This is a genomic window from Acinetobacter sp. CFCC 10889 (genome assembly GCF_003268395.1).
Classification (GTDB): domain Bacteria; phylum Pseudomonadota; class Gammaproteobacteria; order Pseudomonadales; family Moraxellaceae; genus Acinetobacter.
Genome location: NZ_LQXQ01000009.1, coordinates 42,872 through 66,632, shown reverse-complemented (window position 1 = coordinate 66,632; position 23,761 = coordinate 42,872). Strand labels below are relative to the sequence as shown.

17 protein-coding genes and 3 pseudogenes are annotated in these 23,761 nt (G+C 38.6%); 3 read left to right on the top strand and 17 right to left on the bottom strand.

Annotated features, from left to right (window positions below; all coding sequences use genetic code 11):
• Nucleotides 1-28: 28 nt before the first annotated feature.
• The 11 genes and pseudogenes from AVJ19_RS04940 to AVJ19_RS04890 form a co-directional block, all read right to left on the bottom strand.
• Nucleotides 29-1,831 (bottom strand): ABC transporter permease subunit, encoded by a 1,803-nt coding sequence (locus tag AVJ19_RS04940; protein WP_111858672.1) that lies wholly within the window; start codon nucleotides 1,829-1,831, stop codon nucleotides 29-31.
• Nucleotides 1,828-2,865, bottom strand: coding sequence for a branched-chain amino acid ABC transporter permease (locus AVJ19_RS04935; RefSeq protein WP_111858671.1), 1,038 nt, complete (start codon nucleotides 2,863-2,865; stop codon nucleotides 1,828-1,830). The genes AVJ19_RS04940 and AVJ19_RS04935 overlap by 4 nt, the downstream gene beginning before the upstream one ends.
• Before the next feature lie 94 nt (nucleotides 2,866-2,959).
• A complete protein-coding gene (locus AVJ19_RS04930) occupies nucleotides 2,960-4,102 on the bottom strand; it encodes an ABC transporter substrate-binding protein (protein ID WP_111858670.1) in 1,143 nt (380 codons plus the stop codon).
• Between the two features lie 253 nt (nucleotides 4,103-4,355).
• Nucleotides 4,356-5,312, bottom strand: a complete 957-nt coding sequence (locus AVJ19_RS04925) for a p-hydroxyphenylacetate 3-hydroxylase reductase component (RefSeq protein WP_111858669.1) — start codon at nucleotides 5,310-5,312, stop codon at nucleotides 4,356-4,358.
• A 73-nt stretch (nucleotides 5,313-5,385) separates the two neighbouring features.
• Complete coding sequence (locus AVJ19_RS04920) at nucleotides 5,386-6,339, bottom strand: PDR/VanB family oxidoreductase (RefSeq protein ID WP_111858668.1); 954 nt, start codon at nucleotides 6,337-6,339, stop codon at nucleotides 5,386-5,388.
• Nucleotides 6,340-6,373: 34 nt separating this feature from the next.
• Nucleotides 6,374-7,110, bottom strand: a pseudogene (locus AVJ19_RS04915) (SDR family NAD(P)-dependent oxidoreductase).
• A 9-nt stretch (nucleotides 7,111-7,119) separates the two neighbouring features.
• Entirely contained in the window at nucleotides 7,120-7,605 is a 486-nt protein-coding gene (locus AVJ19_RS04910; protein WP_111858667.1) for an aromatic-ring-hydroxylating dioxygenase subunit beta, read from the bottom strand.
• Nucleotides 7,606-7,615: 10 nt separating this feature from the next.
• Complete coding sequence (locus tag AVJ19_RS04905) at nucleotides 7,616-8,893, bottom strand: aromatic ring-hydroxylating oxygenase subunit alpha (RefSeq protein WP_111858666.1); 1,278 nt, start codon at nucleotides 8,891-8,893, stop codon at nucleotides 7,616-7,618.
• Nucleotides 8,894-8,923: 30 nt separating this feature from the next.
• A complete protein-coding gene (locus tag AVJ19_RS04900) occupies nucleotides 8,924-9,451 on the bottom strand; it encodes a nuclear transport factor 2 family protein (RefSeq protein WP_111858665.1) in 528 nt (175 codons plus the stop codon).
• Nucleotides 9,452-9,464: 13 nt separating this feature from the next.
• On the bottom strand, nucleotides 9,465-10,634 hold the full coding sequence (locus tag AVJ19_RS04895) for an acyl-CoA dehydrogenase family protein (RefSeq protein ID WP_111858664.1): 1,170 nt from the start codon (nucleotides 10,632-10,634) through the stop codon (nucleotides 9,465-9,467).
• Between the two features lie 18 nt (nucleotides 10,635-10,652).
• On the bottom strand, nucleotides 10,653-11,765 hold the full coding sequence (locus tag AVJ19_RS04890) for an amidase (RefSeq protein WP_111858663.1): 1,113 nt from the start codon (nucleotides 11,763-11,765) through the stop codon (nucleotides 10,653-10,655).
• Nucleotides 11,766-11,913: 148 nt separating this feature from the next.
• On the opposite strand from AVJ19_RS04890, the gene AVJ19_RS04885 reads away from it, so the two are divergent.
• A complete protein-coding gene (locus tag AVJ19_RS04885) occupies nucleotides 11,914-12,381 on the top strand; it encodes a MarR family winged helix-turn-helix transcriptional regulator (protein WP_111858662.1) in 468 nt (155 codons plus the stop codon).
• A gap of 106 nt (nucleotides 12,382-12,487) precedes the next feature.
• Here the strand turns inward: AVJ19_RS04885 and AVJ19_RS04880 are convergent, their stop codons facing one another.
• The gene (locus tag AVJ19_RS04880) at nucleotides 12,488-13,147 is read right to left on the bottom strand and encodes a TetR/AcrR family transcriptional regulator (protein ID WP_111858661.1); all 660 of its coding nucleotides are present in this window, start codon (nucleotides 13,145-13,147) and stop codon (nucleotides 12,488-12,490) included.
• A 93-nt stretch (nucleotides 13,148-13,240) separates the two neighbouring features.
• On the opposite strand from AVJ19_RS04880, the gene AVJ19_RS04875 reads away from it, so the two are divergent.
• Nucleotides 13,241-14,098 (top strand): metal-dependent hydrolase, encoded by an 858-nt coding sequence (locus AVJ19_RS04875; protein ID WP_111858660.1) that lies wholly within the window; start codon nucleotides 13,241-13,243, stop codon nucleotides 14,096-14,098.
• Nucleotides 14,099-14,205: 107 nt separating this feature from the next.
• On the opposite strand, the gene AVJ19_RS04870 is transcribed toward AVJ19_RS04875, so the two are convergent.
• The 5 genes and pseudogenes from AVJ19_RS04870 to AVJ19_RS04850 all read right to left on the bottom strand — a co-directional run bounded on the left by AVJ19_RS04870 (nucleotide 14,206) and on the right by AVJ19_RS04850 (nucleotide 20,630).
• Nucleotides 14,206-15,189 (bottom strand): 3-hydroxybutyryl-CoA dehydrogenase, encoded by a 984-nt coding sequence (locus AVJ19_RS04870; protein ID WP_111858659.1) that lies wholly within the window; start codon nucleotides 15,187-15,189, stop codon nucleotides 14,206-14,208.
• Between the two features lies 1 nt (nucleotide 15,190).
• A complete protein-coding gene (locus AVJ19_RS04865; protein ID WP_111858658.1) occupies nucleotides 15,191-16,297 on the bottom strand; it encodes an NAD/NADP-dependent octopine/nopaline dehydrogenase family protein in 1,107 nt (368 codons plus the stop codon).
• A gap of 125 nt (nucleotides 16,298-16,422) precedes the next feature.
• Nucleotides 16,423-17,411: pseudogene (locus AVJ19_RS04860) on the bottom strand (AraC family transcriptional regulator).
• 107 nt (nucleotides 17,412-17,518) lie between these two features.
• Complete coding sequence (locus tag AVJ19_RS04855; protein WP_111858657.1) at nucleotides 17,519-18,871, bottom strand: spinster family MFS transporter; 1,353 nt, start codon at nucleotides 18,869-18,871, stop codon at nucleotides 17,519-17,521.
• 358 nt (nucleotides 18,872-19,229) lie between these two features.
• Entirely contained in the window at nucleotides 19,230-20,630 is a 1,401-nt protein-coding gene (locus AVJ19_RS04850) for a methylenetetrahydrofolate reductase C-terminal domain-containing protein (protein ID WP_111858656.1), read from the bottom strand.
• Between the two features lie 481 nt (nucleotides 20,631-21,111).
• On the opposite strand from AVJ19_RS04850, the pseudogene mutS reads away from it, so the two are divergent.
• A pseudogene (mutS, locus tag AVJ19_RS04845) lies at nucleotides 21,112-23,747 on the top strand (DNA mismatch repair protein MutS).
• Nucleotides 23,748-23,761: the final 14 nt, after the last annotated feature.

Below are 23,761 nucleotides of genomic sequence, written 5' to 3'. Positions count from 1 at the left end.
TTTCCTTGCGTATTTCCAGTGACAATGCTCATGCAACCCCTCCTAAATACGCTTCTAATACAGCTTCATTTTTTTGCACATCTTCAGGTAAACCTTCTGCAATCTTTTCACCGAATTCCATCACCACGACTTGATCCACCAAATTCATGACAAAATCCATATCATGTTCGACCAGTAAAATCGCCATACCTTCAGCTTTTAATCTGCTTAATAAATCTGCCAAAGCTTGTTTTTCTTTGAAGCGCAAACCTGCTGCGGGTTCATCCAGCAATAACAAACTTGGATGCGCACACAAAGCCCGTGCAATCTCTAAAATTCGTTGTTGTCCGAGTGCTAAACTGCCTGCTTCGGTATAAAGAAATTCACCTAAACCTACACGTTCAAGCTGATATTTCGCTTCATTTAATAGATTATTTTCTTCTTCACGATCAAGACGCAGTAATGAAGCCCATACGCCTTTTTTGCCACGTAAATGCGCACCGATCACGACATTTTCAAGCACTGTCATCTCAGGCAAAATTTTGACATGTTGGAAAGTACGACTCAGCCCTTTTTTGGCAATTTCACGTGATTGTTTTCCATTAATTTTTTCGCCTAAAAAAATTACTTCGCCACTGGTCGGCACATCAACACCTGAAAGTTGATTAAACATGGTACTTTTACCCGCACCATTCGGACCAATCAGTGCCAAAATCTCACCTGCATGAATTTTTAAATTCATGTTGTTATTGGCAACCAAACCACCAAATTTTTTCGTGACATTTTTCGCTTCAAGAATTACTGTGCCTTTGGCAGGCAAGTCTAAACTCGGTAATTTTTGTGTTGGCTCAGTTAACACCGTATGTAGATCATTGGCTTTAAAACGTTGTGGGACAAGCTTCACCAACATTGGCCATAAACCTGAGGGTGCTTTTTGCATCAAAACCACGATCATTAAGCCAAAGACTATGGTTTCATACTGTCCATCATTACCAAACAGTACAGGCATCAGGTCTTGCAACCATTGGCGCATCATCGTAAAAATGCCTGCACCAAAAATTGCCCCCCAAATACTGCTCACACCGCCAAGTAATGCCATAAACAAATAATCAATCCCCATCTGTAAGCCAAATGGTGTTGGATTAATAAAAGATTGGTTATGCGCATAAAGCCAACCCGAAATAGATGCAAAAATCGAAGAAATGATAAAGACCACCATTTTCGATCTAAAGGTATTTACCCCCATAGATTCCGCCATGATTTGTCCACCTTTCAATGCACGAATCGCACGTCCCTCTCTTGAGTTCAGTAAATTTTTAGTCAGAATAATGGCAATACAAAGAATCAACCAAATCAAATAAAACATCTTGTTATTGGTATCTAAAGCATAGCCTGCGATTGAAATATTCGGAATATTGGAAATTCCCGAATGCCCACCCAAGGTTTCAATGGTCGAGAAGAAATAATATAAAGAAATGCCCCATGCAATCGTACCTAAAGGTAAATAATGCCCCGAAAGTTTTAAGGTTAATCCACCGACCAATAGCGCAGAAATAACAGTAATAAAAATACCCAAGAACAATGCAGCCCAAGGACTACCGCCTGTCCATGCTAAAAAATGTGGCAATTGCTCAGTCACTGTTAAATATGCCGTTGAATACGCCCCGATCCCAACCAACGCTGCCTGACCAAAACTGGTCATTCCCCCTACACCTGTCAGTAAAACCAGTCCCAATACCACCAAGGCATTCAAACCAATATAGTTCAGCAAAGTGACTTGATATGTTGGTAAAAGCAGAGGACTGATCGCCATGATGGCAATAAAGCCCATAAATAAATATTTAGACTTCATTCATGATCCTCCTCAATTTGACGAGAGGTTAAAGACTTCCACAGCAAAAATGGGATGATCAAGGTAAATACAATAATTTCTTTATAATCACTTGCCCAAAACATCGAAAATGCTTCAATAATTCCCACAACCACGGAGCCCGCAGCAGCAACAGGAAAACTGGCTAAACCGCCAATAATTGCCCCGACAAAGCCTTTTAAACTGATAATAAAACCAGAGTCATAGTACAAAGTGGTAATTGGCGCAATGAGAATCCCTGCAAAAGCCCCCATAAATGCTGCCATTGCAAAGGTAATTTTTCCTGCAAAAATCGGAGAAATACCCATGAGTTGTGCACCAATACGATTCACCGCCGTTGCTCTCAGCGCTTTGCCATATAAAGTTTTGCCAAAGAAATACCAAAGGGCAATAATGAGAATGAAGAATGCAGCAAGAATAAATAGCGTCTGGCTACTCACCACTAAACTTCCAACCTCAAAAGTTGCTTCGCTAAAAGGTTTAGTTTGTGCACCATCTGGACCAAATATTAATAACCCAATACCAACCAATGCCACATGCACAGCAATCGAAACAATGAGTAAAACCAAAGGCTTTGCCGCAACTAAAGGTTGGAAAAATAAACGATAAATTTGTGGTCCTAATGGCGTCACTACAGCCAAAGCCAATATGACTTGCACAAAAATCGGTAAATTTGCCAAAGGTAAAAAATACATTGCGGCAGTGAGCAATGCGATATAGGCTACCCCAAGTGCATGACCTTTTAAATTTAATTTTGCGTTATTTTTAAAACTCACATAAACATCTATGAGCAATTGTGCAACAAAAAACACCACGAGTAGCCATACAATACGACTTGGTGTCCCTGCCTGAATGGCAGCCAATGTCAACGCACCAAAAACACTAAACTCGCCTAAGGGAATAAGTAAAATTCGGGTTACAGTAAAAACCAATAAAATACATAATGCGAGCAAGGCATAAATTGCACCACTGGTAATTCCATCTTGCCCAAGAATTAATGCGATATTTAAATCCATAACGCCAGATCCTTGCCATTTTAGAGGCAACACTCCACTCAGAGCGTTGACACCCTAATATTTAAATAGCAGATTAAAAATTAAGAAAGATGAATTATTTCAACAATGTCCATTGTCCATTTTTGACTGTAATCATGACACGACCACGTTTATCAAAGCCGCTATGATCCATCGGTGTCATGTTGTAAACACCTTGTGTTGCTGCTAACTCTTTGGTCTGCTCCAACGCACTGCGTAAGGCTTGACGGAATTTTACATTGCCTGGTTTCGACTGTTTTAATGCGATTGGAATCGCTTTCTCAAGTAATAATCCTGCATCATAAACATTCGCTCCAAAAGTCGCAGGATAGCTGCCATAGGCTTTTTTATAGTTATTCATATATTGCAAAGCAACAGCTTTGGATGGATGCGTATTGGCAACTTCATTGATCACCAACATCAAACTTGCAGCCAAAATGGTATTTTCAACTTTTTTACCACCAAGCTTTAAGAACTGATCCAATGCTGCGCCATGCGTTTGATAAACCTGTCCACGATAACCACGATCATATAATGCCACTTGCGGTGTAACTGCAGCACTACCAGGTGCTGCAATCAAAATTGCTTGTGGTTTACCTGCAATTAACTTCAGTGCTTGCCCTGTTAATGACGTATCTTGACGTTGGAAAGACTCTTTTTGAGTCACTTTAATGCCCTTTTTCGCAGCCAACGCGCTAACGACTTTACTCCAGTTTTCACCATAAGGGTCTGCCGTACCGATAAAACCTAAAGTTTTAATCTTACGTTTTACCATGTCTTCAACCAACGCTTCTGCAATTAACTCATCATTTTGCGTGGTTTTAAAAACCCATTTACGTTGCTCATTCATCGGTAAAACTACTGTAGATGTTCCTACAGGGGCAAGCAAAGGCACTTGTGCTTTGGCAATTGTACCAATCACAGCATTGGCATTCGGTGAACCTGATGGACCAATAATGGCATCAACATTACTTTCATTGATCAGTTTATTGACCGCTTTTACGCTAGCTGTTGGATCACTCGCATCATCTAAAGAAATATAAGTAACTTTCTCGCCAGCAATCATTTTAGGCAATAAAGCAATCGTATTGCGTTGGGGAATTCCCACCATAGCAACAGGTCCAGTAGATGAACTGACCACACCTATGCGAATTTCTGCGTGGCTACTTACTGCAACAGTCGTCAATGCTGAAAGCAGTAATATTTTTTTAATTTCCATATCGTTAACTCCATTTTTCATTATCACAAGTCTCTCGACTTCATTTTTTATAACATAAATACATGTAATTTTCTTGTTAATTTTAAAAAATATATCACACATTTGAGTGATAAATTTTACATATTCTAAAACGAACAAGATCAACATTCATATTTATCTTAAAGCTTAGCTCACAGTAATAAAAGCTTTCTGTTTTTAACGCCAAGGCTCTGACTTAGCTATTTCTGCGCTCTATCATCAATTCACTTTTAGCTTAAACAATTCCTGCGATATCCTTTAAAATTTTAATAAAAATATCCTTTTCATTATCCGAATATTTTTCTAACACTTCATTTTGATGGCTATCTGCAATATCAAATAAATAATGTGCAGTTTTTTTACCTTTTTCAGTCAAATGATAAAAACCTTCATTTTCAATCAATAAACCATCTTTTGCTAATATTGCAGCTGACTGTTCTACTTCCCGCATCGGCATCGCAATATCACGTGGCAGATCTGCTTTACTTGATGCAGTAGCACTGCCTAAGACTAACAATAAACGTGCTTCACTGGTTCTAAAACCTGTCACCAACTGCTTTGGAATATAGTCATTTTGATAAAATTTAAATGCACGACTCATCAAATAACAAACATTGCTATGTAAATGTCCATGATGCATTGCTCCCACATCAGCAACGTCCACTGCATCTTTCACTTGCAACAATGGATGTGGTGTTACCCCAGAATATGCACCTTGGTGATATACCAATGGACTACGTCCCTCATCATGAAAATCCACTACTTTTCCAATGATAATCCAATGATCACCACCTTCAATAATTTGATGACGTTCGCATTCAAAAACTGCTGAACAATGTTCGAGAATCGGGGCTTGACCTGCCCCTGTGCGATAGCTCGTTCCCTCATATTTGTCGATATTACGGCGTGAAAACTTATTTGAAAGTTCAATTTGTGAACCTGATAAAATATTCACCGCAAAATGTGTTGCTTGTTCAAACACATGAAAACTCGATGAATTTTTATCAATACTCCACAAAATCAATGCAGGATCAAGCGATACCGAATTAAAACTATTTGCTGTTACCCCAACCTTTTCACCTGCTGCATTTTGCGCAGTCATAATGGTGACACCTGTGGCAAAGTTACCTAAAGCGCGACGAAATTTCATTGGATCTATTTTTGCGCTGTCCATGGCATGTAATGTATTCATTATTCTCTCCTGAATCTTTGTCCTATTCCTATGTATTCAATATTCAAAAATCAATTCTTTAAATAGCAAAGACTTAAATATCGAGTACCAAGCGTGCTGATTTAGATCTTGAACAGCACACTAAAATCTGTTCATTACTGGCTTTTTCTTCATCAGTAAAATACACATCTCGATGATCAGGCTCACCCTCGATCACATCGCACATACATGTCCCACACACCCCTTGCTCACAAGACATTTCAATCTCAATGCCTTCTCGTGCAAGTGCCTGTAAAATCGTTTCTTCTGCATCTACCAAAATAATTTTACCGCTTTGCTGTGCCACTACTTCAAAGGCATCACCACCTGTTTCCACATCTACTTGGAAATATTCTTTATGAATTTGGCTGTCTGGAAAATGTTGCGTTGTCGCTAAATTAATCACCCAGTCCATAAATCCATTTGGACCACAAGTATAAATATGGCTTTCTGCATCAATATCTTGAATCGCAGATTCAAAAAACTTGCGATGACTTGCACCTTCAGACTTAAAATGAAAGGTGGTAAATGTAGCTAATTCACCATTTTTAATCTCATCGACAAATGCACAACGTTCAGGACTCGCACCGCAATAATGCAACTCAAACGATGCTCCCTCTTGTGCCAACTGATACGCCATCGTAATCAATGGCGTAATACCGATGCCGCCACCAATCAACACTGAATGTTTGGCTTTGACCAATGGAAATAAATTTTTCGGCTCGCTGACCTGAATTTGCATGCCATTTTTTAAGTCATCAAATGCGGAAACTGAACCACCACGTGACTCAGGATCACGTAAAATACCCAAACGGAAAACCCCCTGCTGACTTGGGTTCTGGCACAATGAATACTGGCGCACCATACCATTGGGCAAATGCACATCAATATGCGCACCTGCTTCAATTTGAGGTAATGCTGTCGATGTTGCAGATTCAAACTCCATCACTGCGACATTTTCACCTTCGACATGGCGATTTTTAACCACAACATGATAAAGTGTTGTCATGATTTTTCTCCCTCTTACAGGTTAAGCTCATGGCTTAACGCATAAATAATCCGCCATTAATGTCCCATGTTGCACCTGTAACAAATGCTGCATTTGACTTGCCAATAATCCACAAGTTTCCGCAATAAACTCCATACTCCCCAAAGCTTTTACTGGAATATTTTGAATAAACTGTGCCATTTTTTCATCAGAAACAACGCTATGTACTATCGGTGATTCCATCGGACCTGGAGCAACTGCATTTACAGTAACCCCTTTAGCAGCAAATTCTTTGGCAAAAATTTTGGTTAAGGTCACAATCGCACCTTTGGTTGCAGCATAGTGTGCACCTGTTGCTGTACCACCATTTTGTCCCGCAAGTGACGCCATATTAATGATGCGCCCATAGCCTTTTTCAGCCATGTATTTACCAATGATTTGACACGCTTGAAAAGTACCACGCTGATTCACCTGTGTAATCCAATCAAAATCTGCGGCAGTAATCTCTAAAACAGGTGTGGCTTTAGTGACTGTGGCATTGTTAATGAGCACATCAAGCTTTGAGAATTTATCCTCAATCCACTGCACTGCTGTATGGAAGTCTGCCTCAACTGAAATATCCAGTTTAAGTGGAAACATCTGCTCTGCATGCGGACTACGTGCTTTGGCATTTTCCGCCTTTTCTAGCGTACTTGCCGATAAAATCACTTGATGACCTTGCGCTGCAAAATATTCTGCAATGACATTTCCCAAACCTGAGGCAGCACCTGTCACTAAAACAACCTGTTTCATTGTGTTCTCCTAGAGAATGTAGCTGATCCCTGCCAAAGTATCAGTAGAGTTGACTAAGTTAATAATTTTACGATTAATTTTAAAACCTTGTGCTGCATCACGTACCAAATGGAAAGTTACATCAGCCGTATAATTTTTTAAATTTTCCTTACGAAATTCACGTAGGTTTTGTGCGCAGCGCAAGATAATTTCACCATCTTCATCTTTAATCACACGAATACGTGACACACTACGTACCGTATTGGCTTTCGGTGATGTTGAAATGGCTTCCCCATTTTTCAAACGATTCACCCGAAGCTGACGCATGTGATGATTGTCATACGCATAATTCAGATTGTTTTCATAATCCGTCAATGTTGGATCAATCGGGATGATATAAACACCCTGCTCATTCCACAGATTTAACCAAGCTTCATGTTCAAAATGGTCAAGCATATCTGCTTCTGCCCATACAAAAGCAGTGACTTCATTCAATAAATTTAAATCAATTTTCATGGCATTCTCCTTAAACCGTCATCAACTTTTTCCACTGCTGATAAGCAGCACGCATCCCTGTTTCTGCACTGACATCACTTTTTAAACCATCTTCAGTTTTTACTTCACCCGGCAAACCACGATTCAGCATGATCCATAAATCATCACCCGCACTTGCACCTTTTTGTACACGTTCCCATGCTTCAGCATCATCAGGTGTACCAAAACCAAACGGACCTTGGAAATGCTCATGTAAACGTAAGCGATATTGATTGGCAATTTGCGGACCACCATCCATGGTAATCACAGAATGGTGAATTTCAGTTTTTTCCACTGAAATCGGTTGCATCACACGGAAGAACGCCATAGAACATGCAATATTTGGGAAAATATTGAGGTTAAAACCTGAACCACCAACAGCCCGAACAATACGGCGCACTTCAAGTTCGGCATGACCTTCATCACGTAAGGCTTGTGCCAAATTTTCAAAACGTTCTTGAATTGGACGCTCCATCAGTTCTTCATCAAGATCAACCAATTCAGGAATCATCACCATGACACTATGACCATTGCCCAAGTCTTCAACAAAGCCCGGTTGATTTTCAAAGTTAAATAATTCTTCAGTTTTTTCATCGACTGAACTTAAGAATGATTTATGCACCAATGGGAAATGATACGCATCCGTAGTATTTTCTAACTGAATTTTCCAGTTACCAGGGAAAGTAAAACGGTGTTCACCTAAGACTTTAACTGGATAACCCGCACCTTGTTTCATGAATAAATCAATCCACTTTTTCGCAGCACCCAAGAAGTCTTCAAGCGGTTCAATCTCATGGTTAAATGAAGCGAAAATCATGCCGTTATATTCTTCAACACGTAGGCTAATCATCGGCAATTCTGATTTATCCAGACATTCACCATAACTTTCAGGTGATGGCACACCACGTAAACTACCATCAAGTGCATAGCTCCAACCGTGATACGGACAAACGAAGCTGTTGGTTTTACCCTTTTTATGTTCACACACCGTTGCAGCGCGATGGCGGCAACGGTTTAATAGTACGTGGACTTTCTTTTTACGGTCACGTACTGCAACAACAGGCTGTTTGCCAATGTTCATGGTTTTATAACTGCCCACATCTGGAATTTCACTGGCATGTGCTACCCATACCCATGTTTTGTAGAAGATTTTTTCCATTTCATCTTCAAAAATAGCAGGGTCTTTATACAGCGAAGTATGCGCACGATCGCTTTGTACTAATTCATTGTAATCACGATCAATGTCTTGCATTGGAATTAAACTATTCATAAAAATGATCCTTTTTAAATTTTCCTTGGTTTAGTTCTGGTTCGGTACAGGCAATTCGGCAGTACTGTTCCAATGTGATATAGGGCGACTAAAAATATTTTCTGTTTGGAAATGCTGAATTTTCCATGTGCCATCTGTTTGTTGCTGAAAACGCACTGTGAGCTTGGCTGCATTTAAATGACTACGACCATCTCGAAAAGTCGAACTTTGTAACATCAGCCAAGATGCATTCGCCTGTTGCGCTTGCACATAAATTTGCTCTGAACTCACAAAATGCGCATTCATAACAAAATGCGATTGTTGCTGGGTATAACTTTTAAACATGTCATATACCGCTTGCCACGAGTCATAGCGCCCAAATGATTTTGCATATTTCTCGCCAATCCCTTCCCAAATACAATCAGCAGCAAATAAACTCATCAATTCATTCAAATCCGTGTGTGCATCCAAAGCATCACAGATTTCCATATAACGGTTGATACAATTGCGAATCGCCGTTTCAGCTTCAAGCTTGGCTAAGCGTTCTAAGATGGCTGTCAAATCCATTTGTGCATTCATCTTTTCATTCTCTTTATAAATAACCTGGTGTTGGTTTAAGACCAAAACTAATAGAGGCTGCATTTTGCAAGGTGGCATCGCCCATAAAAGCATGCTGTGTCACCACATTGGTATCATTGACGAAACGACTAAATACATTATGGGTATAAATCGCGGTCATACCTGCCAACATTTGCATTTTGCGAGCAACTTGTGCAGAAACACGGGCAGCATGGGTACAAGACAAACGCATATCACTGACTTGCTCATCTGTCGGCTTATTTCCTGCAAGCACTTCACGCCAAACCACATCCATCGTTTCATAAAACCATGTACGTGCTGCTTTAAACTCAGCTTCTGCTTGAGCAAACTCATATTGAGTTACAGGACGATTGGCAATTTCTGAACCACCTGTAATTGAGGCTTTGCCTGGTGCAAGCAATTTAAATTCTTGCAATGCTGCTGCTGCCACACCAATCCCCACCACAGTCAACACTTGAGTTGCCAAAGACAAAGACGGATATTTAAAAAATGGCTCAGGCAATTTAGAGGGTTCACCACGGACAAACGTCCATTCTTTAGCAACAAGTACATCATCAACCAGCAAATCATGACTACCAGTACCTTTTAGTCCCACAGTGTCCCATGTCATTTCAATCTTGGCTTGATGCGCAGGCATGATCGCCAAACGTGGTAAACCTTGCGCTTCATTGTCTTTACGAGGTGCAATACCAACCCCCAAAATATCTGCGCCCATACACCCACTCGAAAACTTCCAACGTCCTTTGACCACAACACCTTCATCTGTGACTTCCGCAGGTTGTGGGGGGAAAATGCCTGCAGCAAAAACAATATCAGGAGAATCTTGGTATAAAATTTTTAAGGTATCTTCAGGCAAACTTCCCAAATATGCAGGGCTCATGCCAAAGCTTGCCACCCAGCCCACAGAACCATCCGCCATAGATAATCGTTCAATCAATTCACAAAATGCATGTGGAGAAACTTCCAAACCACCAAAGCGTTTGGGTACCAATGCTCGATACACACCCAATTGTTTTAATTTGTCGATAATGTCTTGGCTTACATAAGCTTGTTGGTCAAACTCACCTGTGACAGCACGTTGGCGAATTTCCTGACAAAGCTGTTCTAAATCAATAGATGTTGCTGCAAAATCAGCATTAAATCCTTTCGATAAATCATTCATTCCCTTACTCCTTGTAAGCTATTGCGCTGCCTTCACGACAAATTTTGTAATTGCACACAACCGTGCATCTGCATGATGTTTCGCCACGATTTGCAAACCCACAGGCAAAGCTTGCGCTGTTTCTAATGGCACTGAAATTGCTGGATGCCCTGACAAATTAAATGGACGCACCAAAGCAGTTAAATTTAAAAATGCGACAGTATTTTCAGCATCAGCGACTTTGGGTGGAAACTGCGGTAAAGTCGGTAAAACTAAAACATCATACTGCTCAAGCAAAGCATCGATTTCTTGAGTAAATTGCGCTTTGACTTGCTCTGCCTGTTGTACTTGTTCCAATGTAGTTTCTGCAGCTTTCAACAAGCGCCCTTGCACATCTGCACCAACCAACCCTGTTTTAGTAAAATCAGCATAAGCCTGCCAATTTTCATAATTAATTATTTGCATCCCTGCATGAAAAGCAGCTTGAAAAGATGGCACATCGACATGTGTGACCGACAGATTCGATTTTTGTAAAAAATTCTCAATACTTTCATGAATTTCACGATTAGCATCAACATTTAAATAAGCAATTTTTGGTAAATAATCCAATGTTTCGACTGTTTGAAATGTTGGATCAATGATCTGCATAGCGCTTTCAATCATCTCAACTGAATTTGCAAAAGGACCAACACAATCCAAAGAACTTTGCGCAGGATGTACACCTTGACGACTGACACGACCAAACGTTGGTTTTAAACCATAAACACCACAACATGCCGCAGGCATACGGATCGAACCACCTGTATCCGTGCCTAAAGTAAAGTCAGCAAGCTTTGCTGCCACTGCTGCTGCTGAACCACTTGATGATCCACCTGGAATGAAATCAGGATATTTAGGATTAATGGGTGTACCAAAAACATGATTAATGCCTGTAATACCAAAAGCCAACTCATGTAAATTGGTTTTTGCAATGATCTGACAACCGTTCGCTAACAATAAATCAACCACTGCGGCATTATCCTGTGCAGGCTCACTTTTTTCTAAGGCACGACTACCTGCAAGTGTCTGAAAACCTTTAATATCGATAGAATCTTTTACCATCACGGTAAATTTTCCAGATCCTAATTGCATTTCCTTTGCAACAATATTCATTCACTTTTCCATGTATTTTTATATATAACTACAATAATAGAAAAAGTAATGTAATTGTCAAGTATTATTTCTCACTAAAACTCAGGTTTTTTTTTCAAATCTTTGTATAATTGCATATATTATTTTTTTACTAAGTCACAGCTTAGCCATGCTTAAAAATTTAGAACAATTTCTTCCTAACAATGAACCCAATAGCTTACAAAATTATCCATTTTTTTGGGTATCACAAGTCAACGGGAAATACATTCAACTCATTGAAAAATCGATTAAAAAACTAGGCATTGATAATACTCGCCGTAAAATCATTCTAAGCACACATGCACTTGGGCAAGCCAGCATTACCGAAGTTGCAAACTTATCAACATTAAAATTAACCACTGCAACCAAAGCAGTTTATCGTCTTGTTGAAGATGGTATTGTTGAAGTATTTTCTTCAGAACAAGATGAACGTATTTCGATGGTTAAACTGACAGATAAAGGCTTAAGCTTGGTTGAAAAGATTAATCAAATCAGCCAAGTAACATTGTCAGGCATTTTAAATGCTTTTGATGATGATGAGCTGAAACAGTTCAATGCACAATTAAAGAAAATGTTTGACCTGTTGCCGTCTAGCTAAGCATTCAAAATACGAATTACCGACACAAATCTCATGGCTGTCACGCAAAGCAGCCATGTTAAAATCTTGATTGCACAATAAATCAGAATATATATTGGGTTCTCCATCATTCTTTTTGTTGCAAAATCTGAAATTGTAAATAGCCCTCAATCAAGTCGCATAAACCATCAACCAACTCATCAAAAACAAAACTTTGGCTATTTTGTTCAGTCAAATAACGCCCAATAGTGAAAATTCCCGAATTAATAAAAATATAAATCATCACATTTAAGTTTTTACCTAAAGCACTAATGATTTCAGGTCGACTAACGGCATAATTTAAAATAATTTGTGTCAAAAATACCCGAACTTTATCCAACTCTTGTTGTGATTGTAATGAACCATCGACATCTACTGTTTCTTTAAACCAACGCATATAGACCCCATTTCTCAGCTCGAGAAAGTCTTTTACGCTATACACAATATGGCTAACCAACTCTCGGATCGACTTATCCTCCATTCCATGCAAAGCAGGTTGCATAATCTGCATGACATCTCGCATAAAATGCGTACGCATCATGGCAAAAATATCATGTTTATTTTCAAAATATTCATAAATTGAACCCATACTGACACCTGAAATTTCCGATATTTTTTGAATCGTCGTGTCATGTATGCCATGTGTTCCCACGCAAATAAATGCCGCTTCTATAATGGAATTTACTGTATTTATTGATCTTTTTTGTTTTGGAATACGTACCATATTTTTCCGATTTTTATCCGACATTTATATCGGATTATACTTAATCACAAGGCTGTACAAATAACAAGCACCTCTTTATATAAAGTGCCACATCCTGATTGGATCGAGGATATAAAAATGAAGTCAATGCATACTCTACATACGGAAAATCAAATTCAAGTGCGTCATATTGAGTTCAAATTTCCCAAAACTACACCCAAATATTTTGCTTTTGACAATCCAATTGCAACGGCGTTTTTTGTTGTTCTATCAGGTGTATTTCCGACAGGTGAACGCTTTTTTGTTGACTCACTGAGAAATTTACGTGACCAAACCCATGATGAACAACTTAAACAGCAAATCCGAGGTTTTATCGGTCAGGAAGCCATGCATGGACGTGAACATGATCGCTTTAATCAAACACTGAAAACTTTGGGTTTTGATGTTGATACTCCGACCCGCTTAGTTAATTTTTCTTTAGGTCTGTTACGAAAACTGTCTAAAACACAACAGCTTGGTTGTACGGTGGCGATGGAACACATCACTGCCAAACTTGCGATTCAATGGCTCACCTATGAAAAGCTTAAAACTCTGAGTGATCAAGAAACAATGAATATTTGGCAATGGCATGCACTTGAAGAGCTTGAGCATAAAAATGTCAGTTTTGATTTATATCAACAGACCAATGCACATGGTCTGATCCAACGGCTCATCAGTTTCTCAGCAGTACATTTATTGATTTTACCTGCAGGTTTTATTGCATGGCTCATTGTGGCGTATAAAGATGATTGTTTTAAAAATCTTCCATTAACACTGGAAGGCATTCAATTGGTTTGGGAATTTATTCAACCTGTACTGCGCAGTTCTCCTGAGTTTCTGAGTCGTGATTTTAATCCAAGAAATGATGAGACCTCGCTTTTGGAGCAACAATGGCGAGATTATTTGGTTGGTGAATTTGGTATTTTAAATTCAATCTATAACAATAAAGTCAGTTAAATTTTTAAAATTCTGAAAAATGATGAATCATTTGATATAAAAAACGCAGCGCTTTGATCTCGTGCTGCGTTTTTATGATTGATCATTTCTGAATAATCTAAAAATATTTACATGCAATTAAATTTTGGTTTTAAATTTGCCTTGTCAATGCGCTCTGCAAAAGTACTTAAAACCTGTAATTTATAGGCTGCTATGTCTACATGTTCATAGTTATAAAAGCCTTGTTTTTCACGTAAGCCATTGCGCTGATTTTGCATATTTTCAGTAATAATCTGCGGCGTCTGATAACGCTCACCCAATTCTTGTTGTAGGTATTTTGAGGCATAATACAAAATATCACCACCACCCCAATCAATAAATTCAAGCAAACCCAACACAGAAAAACGTAAACCAAAGCCTGTCCGAATCGCAATATCAATATCCTCAGCCGATGCGACACCTTCTTCAACCATACGTGCGGCTTCATTCATAGCTAAGGCTTGGATACGTGGCACGATATACCCCGCTTTGGCATTGCATACCACGGGGACTTTACCGATGTGTGCTAAAAAGGATTTAAGGCGTTCAACCGTTTCATCTGCTGTTTGTTCGGAACGACTTAGCTCAACCAAAGGAATTAAATACGCTGGATTTAACCAATGTGCATTCACCACACGTTCTGGATGAGACAACATTTGAGCAATGTCTGTCACTAAAAAGGTCGATGTTGTAGAAGCCACAATACATTCTGCTGAAATATAGCGATCTAACCATGCAAAAATCTCCTGCTTTGCCTGTACTTGCTCAGGAACGCCCTCCATCACCAAGTCACATTGTTTGAGAAATTCCGTAGCAGCAGATTTTGCAATCACTTGGATATTGTTTTGAATGGCTGCAATATGCTCAGTGGGTATAAATTTAATCTGACTCAACAAAATTAATTCTTGTCGCAAATCCTGCTCAATCTGTTGTTGATACGCTATAAATTCCTGCTCAGCACGCACTTTGGCATCGATCAATTTCACTTGCAGTCCTGCATAGGCAAAAGCAATTGCTATCGCCTTACCCATTCTCCCTGCACCAAGTACCGCAATATGCTGAATTTTAGACATATTACACTCCTTGTTGCAGCACAGTTTGCAGCTCTTGTTTAGATTTATCCGCTAAGCCTAAATTTTCTAAAGTTCGCCCTTCGGCATACAAATCACGCCCTGTTACAGCCGAAGCAATATTCAATAGACCCTCTGCTACAGGCGTTGCCACACCTGCCCAACGCCCAACCGATACAATCAAAGATAATCCCAAACGAGTATCTTCGAGCATATAGCGATGGGTTTCAAGGTCAATATCCTCTCGCCAATCCCCACTATCAGTCAGTTTGCCATGTGCTCCACGACCATACATCCATTCATCGCCTTCACCTGCTTTGTTATAATGATCTGCCAAAGGAAAATGTGGTGCAAGATAACCTAAGGCTTCACGTACACGCATACGCTCTGCATCTAATTGATTGGTCACACGGCGAATCGAAGGCTGCGTTCCTTCATTATGAATATCCCATGCCTCAAAATGTTCCAAAGGTCCCGCATTCATCATAATTAATGGTGGATGGATAATCGGACCCGCATTCATTAGCGCACCACTTAAACCATCTTCAATCGGTTCTACACTCGGATAAGCTTGTTTTAAAATCTTAAATGCATGTTCAGATAAATAACTTGGAAATACACCTGTTGGTAAGCGTGTTGCATAGCCACTGACAACGATTTGATTCACACCATGCTTACGTACCAAATAAGGCAATGTGCCAGTTTCAGCAAAAGCAACTTTGGCATGATTTCCTGCCTGTTTCATGGCTTTGGCAAATACAAAACTGCCAAAAGTTCCAGGTGGTAAATACACCACTTGTCCATCTGTAAAATAAGCTGCTGCCTGTTCTGCTAAATTTAAATGTGTTGTCGCAGGCAATGGAATAATAATCAGTTCTGCGTGTTCTATTGCCAGTTGTAAATTATGTTGTAAATTGATTTGGCTATTTTCAAAACCTACACTTATTGCTCGCTCACCTTGAAAATCTTTAATCAAAAGTTGACCCGTTGCTGCCAACGCATTCAAAGCATTCGCATCACGGCGCCACAAAACGACATCATGTCCTTTTTCTGCCATTTCAAATGCTGCTGCATAACAACCGTGACCGCCACCTAATACTGTAATTTTCATGTTGAATCCTCCTGATTAACTCAGTTGATCATAGAAAATTACATCGCTTTATACTTCCCCATATGCGAATCGACTATTCCATTTACGAATCCATTTACAAAATAAAATGTGTACTAAAATCGCATTTAGGCTGCATGCATTTTCAATGTTTGTGAAGGCAAGCACCCATAACGCTTTTTGTAGCTATTGGAAAAATGCCCAAAACTTTGAATACCATGTTGCAATAAAATATCGGTGACGGTTTGATTTCTAACGCTATTCAATAATGCCTGATGCACCATTCCAAACGTAAATCACGGATATACTCAACAGGTGTTTGCTGAAAATATTGGTTAAAACCTTTTTGTAAAGTTCGTCCAGAAACACCACAAAATACACTTAAATCTGTTAAAGCAACATTATCTTTGATATGTTGTTGAATATATTGCTGTGCTTTTTTCATATAACTAGGCAGCACACGTTGTCGTTGTTCATTGAGCTGCTGGCTATAATTATTGGGGACTTTTAATAAAATAAGTTCAATCAAATACTGGGTAAAACTGGCTGAAATAAAACTCCAATTTTGAATATTATAGTAGGCATGACATAAATAATTGAGTGTTTCGATAATTGAACTTAAACCCTCATCTGTACACGACATACCACTATCAAAAATCACAGGCTCTGCACTACTATAGCCCAACATTTTAAATAGTTGCGTTTCTACATCTTGTTGTGTCAGTTTTAAAATAATATTGCGACAACGCTGATTGGTGATAATACGATTTTTACTATTAGGATGTGTAACTGTCATAATCCCGACTGATTGCAATACTGCATGCTGTGCATGCTCGACTTTACATTGCCCCTCTAAAGTAATACGAAACAAATAATTTGCGGATGTTTCATCAATGGTAATTGCCACAGGTGCACTATATTTCAAATCATACAATGCAGATTGACCAAAGCTAAAACCATTTAGCCGAGTATTTAAACTCGAAATTGCATCCACATCAAATTGATGTGGGCATAAATAATGACTAATTTGATCTTTAATCGTTTGATAATCATCTGAATTAAAGAGTAAAAATTCATCTAAATAATGCAAATGATTAAAATTAAGTAATTGACTCATCACTGCACTCCATTAGGGGCATCGTTCTTTTTAAAGTGCAAAAGCCCATCTATTGAAGATGAGCATTTCACAATTAAATGATTTTCATACAAATTCGACTAAAACATTTAAGAATGAGCATGTTCCTTTTGCATACTATCAGCAAAAGCCTTGCAACCTCGTTTTAATAACACAAAGGATAAAACACAGGCGATCCCACCAACGATTGACAATGATGTGCCCACCATTAAAGGATTTTCAAAAACTTTATCTGTGACCAAAGCCACCAAAGTTGTACCTATACCTACTGCAACCAAGTTACTAATTAACAAGAAAATTGCTGAAATTTGTGCACGTAATTGGTTCGGTGCAAGCATTTGCATCGCAGTAGTTGAAATCGGCATCGGGAAAGAAGCAAAGAACATTGCAGGTGCTAAGATAGTGACTGCCAACCATAATTGAGATACTAGTGTAAAAGCAATCAAAGGTAAAACCAAACCAACGATCCCGATCACACCTGTGATCATCGGTGCATCTTTACGCCCTTTTTGAATAAACCAATCATTTAACCAACCTGCACAAAACACACCCAAGGTGTTTGCCACCAACAATACCGTACCTAACATATAGCCTGTTTCTGTTGGAGTTAATGCAAATTTACGCATAAAAAATGCAGGTGCCCAACTAATCAAGCAATACAATGCCATAGCATAAAAAGTAAAACCTAAATAATGACACGTAAAAGTTGTCTTATGCTTTTTCAAAAACTTAAACGAAGCTTGAAATGTCACTTTTTCTACTTGACCATTCGCATTGATTTTTTGCCCTTTGCGCTGTGGATCACGAACAGTTAAAATAAACAATAGACCAATAAAAACACCAGGTAAACCGACAATAATGAATGCCGCTTGCCATGACTTGATTGCACCTAACAGCGGAATTTGAATTAAGCTCACATCTTTTAGTAGACCAATCACATAGCCACCGACCAAGAAAGCGATACCACCACCGACAAAAGAACCAATCGAATAAACTGCAACAGCTCGTCCTAATTTATCCTTACTAAACAGATCACTAAACATTGAATATGCCGCAGGAGATAAAGCTGCTTCTCCGACACCAACCCCCATACGACTTAAAAAAAGCTGAATAAAGTTCTTACTTAAACCACAAAGTGCTGTTGCAATACTCCAGAAAATAATGCCCACCGCAATAATTTTTGGACGTGAAAAACGGTCAGCCAAGTATGCCAAAGGCAAACCCATAAAGGCATAAAACAAAGAAAAAGCCAAACCGTGCAACAAACTAAATTGTGTATCTGTTAAATTTAAATCGGCTTTGATCGGCTCAATCATCAACGCCAAAATTTGCCGATCAATAAACGAAAAGATATATGCCAACATACACAGTAAAACCACATACCATGCATACGCACCCGATTTATTTTTCTGCTCTTCCCTATGAACATTTAGATTACTCATCTAGTTTCATCCTATGAAACGATTACTTCCATTCATCGTTTTGCGTTATCCTTAAGCAAAACACAATGTAAAAGCTAATATTCGAAACAAAATTTCTATTTTAAAATCCCAATTATTTCAATTAATAACAATGAAATAAATGATTTTTAAATAATGTAAAATTTAACTTTCATTGTGAATAACTTGATCCATTACTGAATATTATTTACACTTTTAAATGTAATTTTCCATAACTTTTTAGGTATATCTTTATACCTTGCATCATTTTTAAGTCTTTCTGATTATTTTTTAACACACGTTGTTTTTATATTTTTATGTTATATTTCAATTATTAAAATAGCACAATTCAAATATTTACTTACCCCCAATCTGCCTCATCTCTAAACCAATTTTTCCATGAACTACTGCCCCGTATTTCAAAAGGTACTGTTGGAATCAACTCTGTTTTTAATATTTCAGTTTGTTGAACTGCTTTAGCTAAACGTGCTTTCACTGAATGAATACATTCACGATCGCCAAACTCACAACGATCTAAAGTCGTACCACCACAGGGTCCATTTGCCAAACCTTTGGGGCAAGTTTCAGGGCAAATATACAAGGTTTTCCCCAGACGGCATTGCCCGCAACTTTCACATCCCACAATACGATGCTTACTCACAAATTCACTTTTTAATAAGGCTTGGGATGTTGTTGTTTTATCCCAAAAACTGGATTTAAAAATAAAATGCCCAAAACTTTTTGCCATTTTCGATGCAAAAAAAGCATCATGCATAAAAGATAAATGTTGATATTTTAAAATCTGCTTTGAACTCACAGGACGTGAATACTGTACTAATTTTGGATAAAACTCTTGTCCTGTTTGTACCTGCCACAGATGATTCCACAGTGATAAACATGCAGCAAAATCAAGCGCTTTATATTCTTCAATATAATGTTGCAAACGTGTTTGTTCTTCTGTTTGATGGCATGCAGATAAATGTACACCTGCAAAACCCAAATGCTTACAAAGCAAAATTTGCAAAGCACAACGAGCATATACTTGCTCAGTTAAGCCAGCAGCTTTTTCGTCTTGCAATACTTGTAACATGTGCGGTGTGATGACAATACCTGCCACTTGATGTTTCAGCATAAAATTGGCACGTGCCAAAGTTAAAGGCATCACGCAGGCTAAAATTTTTTGTGTTGCAGCTTGCTCAGTTAAAAAGTTTTTTACTTGTTGTAAAGCGACAATGTCATAACCTAATTGCGTAATAATAAAATCTGCACCTGCCTTTAACTTTTTACACAATTTAAAATATTGTGCATCCTGCTCCGCTTCAACATATTTAAAAGGATTAAATGCCACGCCAATATAAAAATTGCCATGTTGCTTGGCTGCTATTACCGCATTAACAGATTCTAAATAACGTGTTCTTGGCTGTTGATCATCACCAAAATGATGATTTTTTAATTTATCCCCTGTAAGCAACAATAAGTTATGCTGCTTGCTATTTTTCGCATCTAATAAAAAACGTTCAAAATCTGCAATATCCCGCCCTTTTCCTGCAAAATGCAGAACTTTTTCAATATCTTTTGGATAAAGTGCGGCAGCATCTAAAGGTGATAAATCTGTATCTGAATGCACGCGATCTGCCAAGGTCATACAGACAGGAAAACCTGCCAGTTGGTTTGGCACTGAAAATATTTTCTGACTCGATGTCAAATATTCAATCAGTACACAAAATTGATTTTGTGCCAGATATTGTGACAAATGGGACATAGGAGTAGCATCCAAAGGATGAAAATAAACAAAATATAAAAATAAATTATAGCATATATAGAAAAATTTTAGATTCCGATCATTCTATGAAACTCAATAGGTTCAAATTTTGAAGCATATTTTTCACACATTTCTATCTGAAAATTAAAATGATTTTTCATAATTTTGTTCTTAACCTCATAATATTTTTATTGATTCCTTATGGCGAGCAAATCCATATAACCATCAAAAGATAATGCATTTCCTTTTCGGTGCTTATTTCCACAAGTATATGAGAAATCATTTTTGTGATTCGACCTGAATTTGTTAAGATGAACCACGAAATAAATCAGGTGGCTCTTTCCCTCATTTCCATTCAAGGTGAAGTGCAAAATGTAGGCTATGCCTGTATTTAAATCAACATACAATGTTTGAAATGGTTTAACAGCCAAACTTGCATATTAAACATATTTATTATTCAATTTTAAGGTTTTTAATAAACATGAATAGCGTAGAACTAACGGCTGACCTATCTACTCTCACACCTATGATGCAGCAGTATCTCACCGTTAAAAGACAACATCCCCATTCACTGATGTTCTATCGAATGGGTGATTTCTACGAACTATTTTTTGAAGATGCAAAAAAAGCCACCAAACTGCTTGGCATCACACTGACCCATCGTGGTAAAGCCAATGGTGAACCGATTCCCATGGCAGGTGTGCCCTATCATGCTGCCGAAGGTTATCTCGCACGTTTAGTCAAAAAAGGCGAAACCGTGGTGATCTGTGAACAAGTTGGGGAGGTCACAGGTAAAGGTCCTGTAGAACGTGCGGTTGTCCGTATCATCACACCAGGTACACTGACTGACGATGCACTATTAACTGCACATCAAAGCTCAAATCTACTTGCACTGTGTATCCAACAAAACCAAATGGGGATTGCACTACTCGACTTAAGTGCAGGTATTTTCAAAGTTCAACAACAAGAATATAAGCCTGAAAATTTACCTCTAGAATTGGCTCGTTTGATGCCAAGTGAAATTTTGATTGATGAGGATTTGGTTGATACTCATATTATTGAATCAATTAAAAAGCTCATAGATTGTCCAATTACCAAACGCCCAAATGTTGATTTTAATATCAACAATGCACAAAAAACCTTATGTGATCAATTTGCAGTTTCAACGTTATCAGGCTTTGGTATTGACCATTTACCTTTAGCCAAAGCAGCGGCGGCATCCTTGATTCACTATGCCAAAGAAACCCAAAAAACGGCTTTACCACATATTCGTTCGATCAAACTTGAGCAAAGCAGTGATTTTATCGCACTTGATCCTGTGACACGGCGTAATTTAGAAATTATTGAACCCTTGTTTGAGCATGGTACATCCTTGTTTTCACTGATTAATGATACTGAAACAGCGATGGGTGGGCGTTTACTCAGTCGTACCTTGATGCAACCGCTGCGTGATAGCGCAATTTTGGATGCACGTTTAGATGCAATTGAAATTTTACTCAAAGGTTATCATGAGTCACCTATTCGCTTGGTCTTAAAAGAAATCAGTGACATTGAACGTGTGCTAAGTCGTGTTGCGCTAGGCAGTGCTCGACCACGTGATTTGGTGCAATTGCGTCAAGCATGTGCACAAATTCCATTCCTTAGACATGCATTGCAACCAATTTTAACCCAGCAAAATGCCAGTATTTTACTCAACGAATTAAACCTAGAACTTGGTGATTTTAATGGCTTACATGCTCGTTTAATGGCTGCCATTGTAGAAAATCCACCTGTTTTATTACGTGATGGTAATGTCATTGCAGAAGGTTTTGATAGCGAACTAGATGAGCTACGCAAAATTCGAGACCATGCGGGTCAATTTCTCATTGATTTAGAAATCCAAGAACGTGAAAATACAGGCATTAATACCTTAAAAATCGGCTATAACCGTGTCAGTGGCTATTATATTGAACTGACTCGTGCCCAAGCTGAGCAAGCGCCTGAACATTATATTCGCCGTCAAACTTTAAAAAATGCAGAACGCTATATCACACCTGAGCTCAAATCTTTTGAAGACAAAGTCTTATCCAGTGAGTCTCGTGCCTTAGCCCGTGAGAAAATGCTGTTTGAGATGCTGCTTGAAGAATTACGCGCAGATATTGGCAATTTACAAATGATGAGCAGTGCGATTGCACAGATTGATTTATTGGCAAATTTTGCCCATCAAGCACGATTAAACAATTGGAATCGCCCTGAATATTTGCCTGAAGTTGGGGTAAATATCATTGCAGGTCGTCATCCTGTGGTGGAATCTTTAAGTAAAACACCATTTACCCCAAATGATACCCAGCTTGATTTTAATCATCGTATGGCGATTATCACAGGTCCAAACATGGGCGGTAAATCCACCTTTATGCGCCAAACCGCTTTGATCAGTTTGCTTGCCTATTGTGGCAGTTTCGTCCCTGCAAAATCAGCACAGCTTGGACCAATTGATCGTATTTTCACACGTATTGGTTCAGCCGATGATTTATCTTCTGGTAAATCAACCTTTATGGTAGAAATGACCGAAACTTCGCAAATTTTGCACCATGCCACTAATCAATCTTTGGTGCTGATGGATGAAGTTGGTCGTGGTACAAGCACTTACGATGGTTTATCTTTAGCTTGGGCATGTGTGCTTGATTTAACTAAACGGATCAAATGTTTATGTTTATTTGCCACACATTATTTTGAGCTGACTGAACTTGCCAAAGAAAATGCCATTGATAATTATCATGTGACGGCTAAAGAACTCAATGGCAATTTGATTTTATTGCACAAAGTACAAAAAGGTCCTGCCAGCCAAAGCCATGGTTTACAAGTTGCCAAGCTTGCAGGTATTCCTGAAAGTGTCATTAAAGATGCACAAAAACGTTTGAAAATTTTGGAAAAACAGCAGCAGCAACAACTTAATCACACTGTGCAAATGATTTATTTACCGAAATTGAAAATGCATCTGAAGTGATTGAAACTGTGATAGAAGTTGAAAAATCTTCACCTGCCTTAGATGCCTTATCGGTATTAGATGTCGATAATTTAACACCACGTGAAGCACTAGCGCAGTTATATCAACTTAAGGATTTATTAAAAAGTTAATGGATTTTAATTTA

What these genes read in the sequence shown, in the direction of transcription:
- AVJ19_RS04940 (WP_111858672.1), bottom strand. Translation starts at nt 1,831, where the DNA reads ATGAAGTCTAAATATTTATTTATGGGCTTTATTGCCATCATGGCGATC.
- AVJ19_RS04935 (WP_111858671.1), bottom strand. Translation starts at nt 2,865, where the DNA reads ATGGATTTAAATATCGCATTAATTCTTGGGCAAGATGGAATTACCAGT.
- AVJ19_RS04930 (WP_111858670.1), bottom strand. Translation starts at nt 4,102, where the DNA reads ATGGAAATTAAAAAAATATTACTGCTTTCAGCATTGACGACTGTTGCA.
- AVJ19_RS04925 (WP_111858669.1), bottom strand. Translation starts at nt 5,312, where the DNA reads ATGAATACATTACATGCCATGGACAGCGCAAAAATAGATCCAATGAAA.
- AVJ19_RS04920 (WP_111858668.1), bottom strand. Translation starts at nt 6,339, where the DNA reads ATGACAACACTTTATCATGTTGTGGTTAAAAATCGCCATGTCGAAGGT.
- AVJ19_RS04910 (WP_111858667.1), bottom strand. Translation starts at nt 7,605, where the DNA reads ATGAAAATTGATTTAAATTTATTGAATGAAGTCACTGCTTTTGTATGG.
- AVJ19_RS04905 (WP_111858666.1), bottom strand. Translation starts at nt 8,893, where the DNA reads ATGAATAGTTTAATTCCAATGCAAGACATTGATCGTGATTACAATGAA.
- AVJ19_RS04900 (WP_111858665.1), bottom strand. Translation starts at nt 9,451, where the DNA reads ATGAATGCACAAATGGATTTGACAGCCATCTTAGAACGCTTAGCCAAG.
- AVJ19_RS04895 (WP_111858664.1), bottom strand. Translation starts at nt 10,634, where the DNA reads ATGAATGATTTATCGAAAGGATTTAATGCTGATTTTGCAGCAACATCT.
- AVJ19_RS04890 (WP_111858663.1), bottom strand. Translation starts at nt 11,765, where the DNA reads ATGAATATTGTTGCAAAGGAAATGCAATTAGGATCTGGAAAATTTACC.
- AVJ19_RS04885 (WP_111858662.1), top strand. Translation starts at nt 11,914, where the DNA reads ATGCTTAAAAATTTAGAACAATTTCTTCCTAACAATGAACCCAATAGC.
- AVJ19_RS04880 (WP_111858661.1), bottom strand. Translation starts at nt 13,147, where the DNA reads ATGTCGGATAAAAATCGGAAAAATATGGTACGTATTCCAAAACAAAAA.
- AVJ19_RS04875 (WP_111858660.1), top strand. Translation starts at nt 13,241, where the DNA reads ATGAAGTCAATGCATACTCTACATACGGAAAATCAAATTCAAGTGCGT.
- AVJ19_RS04870 (WP_111858659.1), bottom strand. Translation starts at nt 15,189, where the DNA reads ATGTCTAAAATTCAGCATATTGCGGTACTTGGTGCAGGGAGAATGGGT.
- AVJ19_RS04865 (WP_111858658.1), bottom strand. Translation starts at nt 16,297, where the DNA reads ATGAAAATTACAGTATTAGGTGGCGGTCACGGTTGTTATGCAGCAGCA.
- AVJ19_RS04855 (WP_111858657.1), bottom strand. Translation starts at nt 18,871, where the DNA reads ATGAGTAATCTAAATGTTCATAGGGAAGAGCAGAAAAATAAATCGGGT.
- AVJ19_RS04850 (WP_111858656.1), bottom strand. Translation starts at nt 20,630, where the DNA reads ATGTCCCATTTGTCACAATATCTGGCACAAAATCAATTTTGTGTACTG.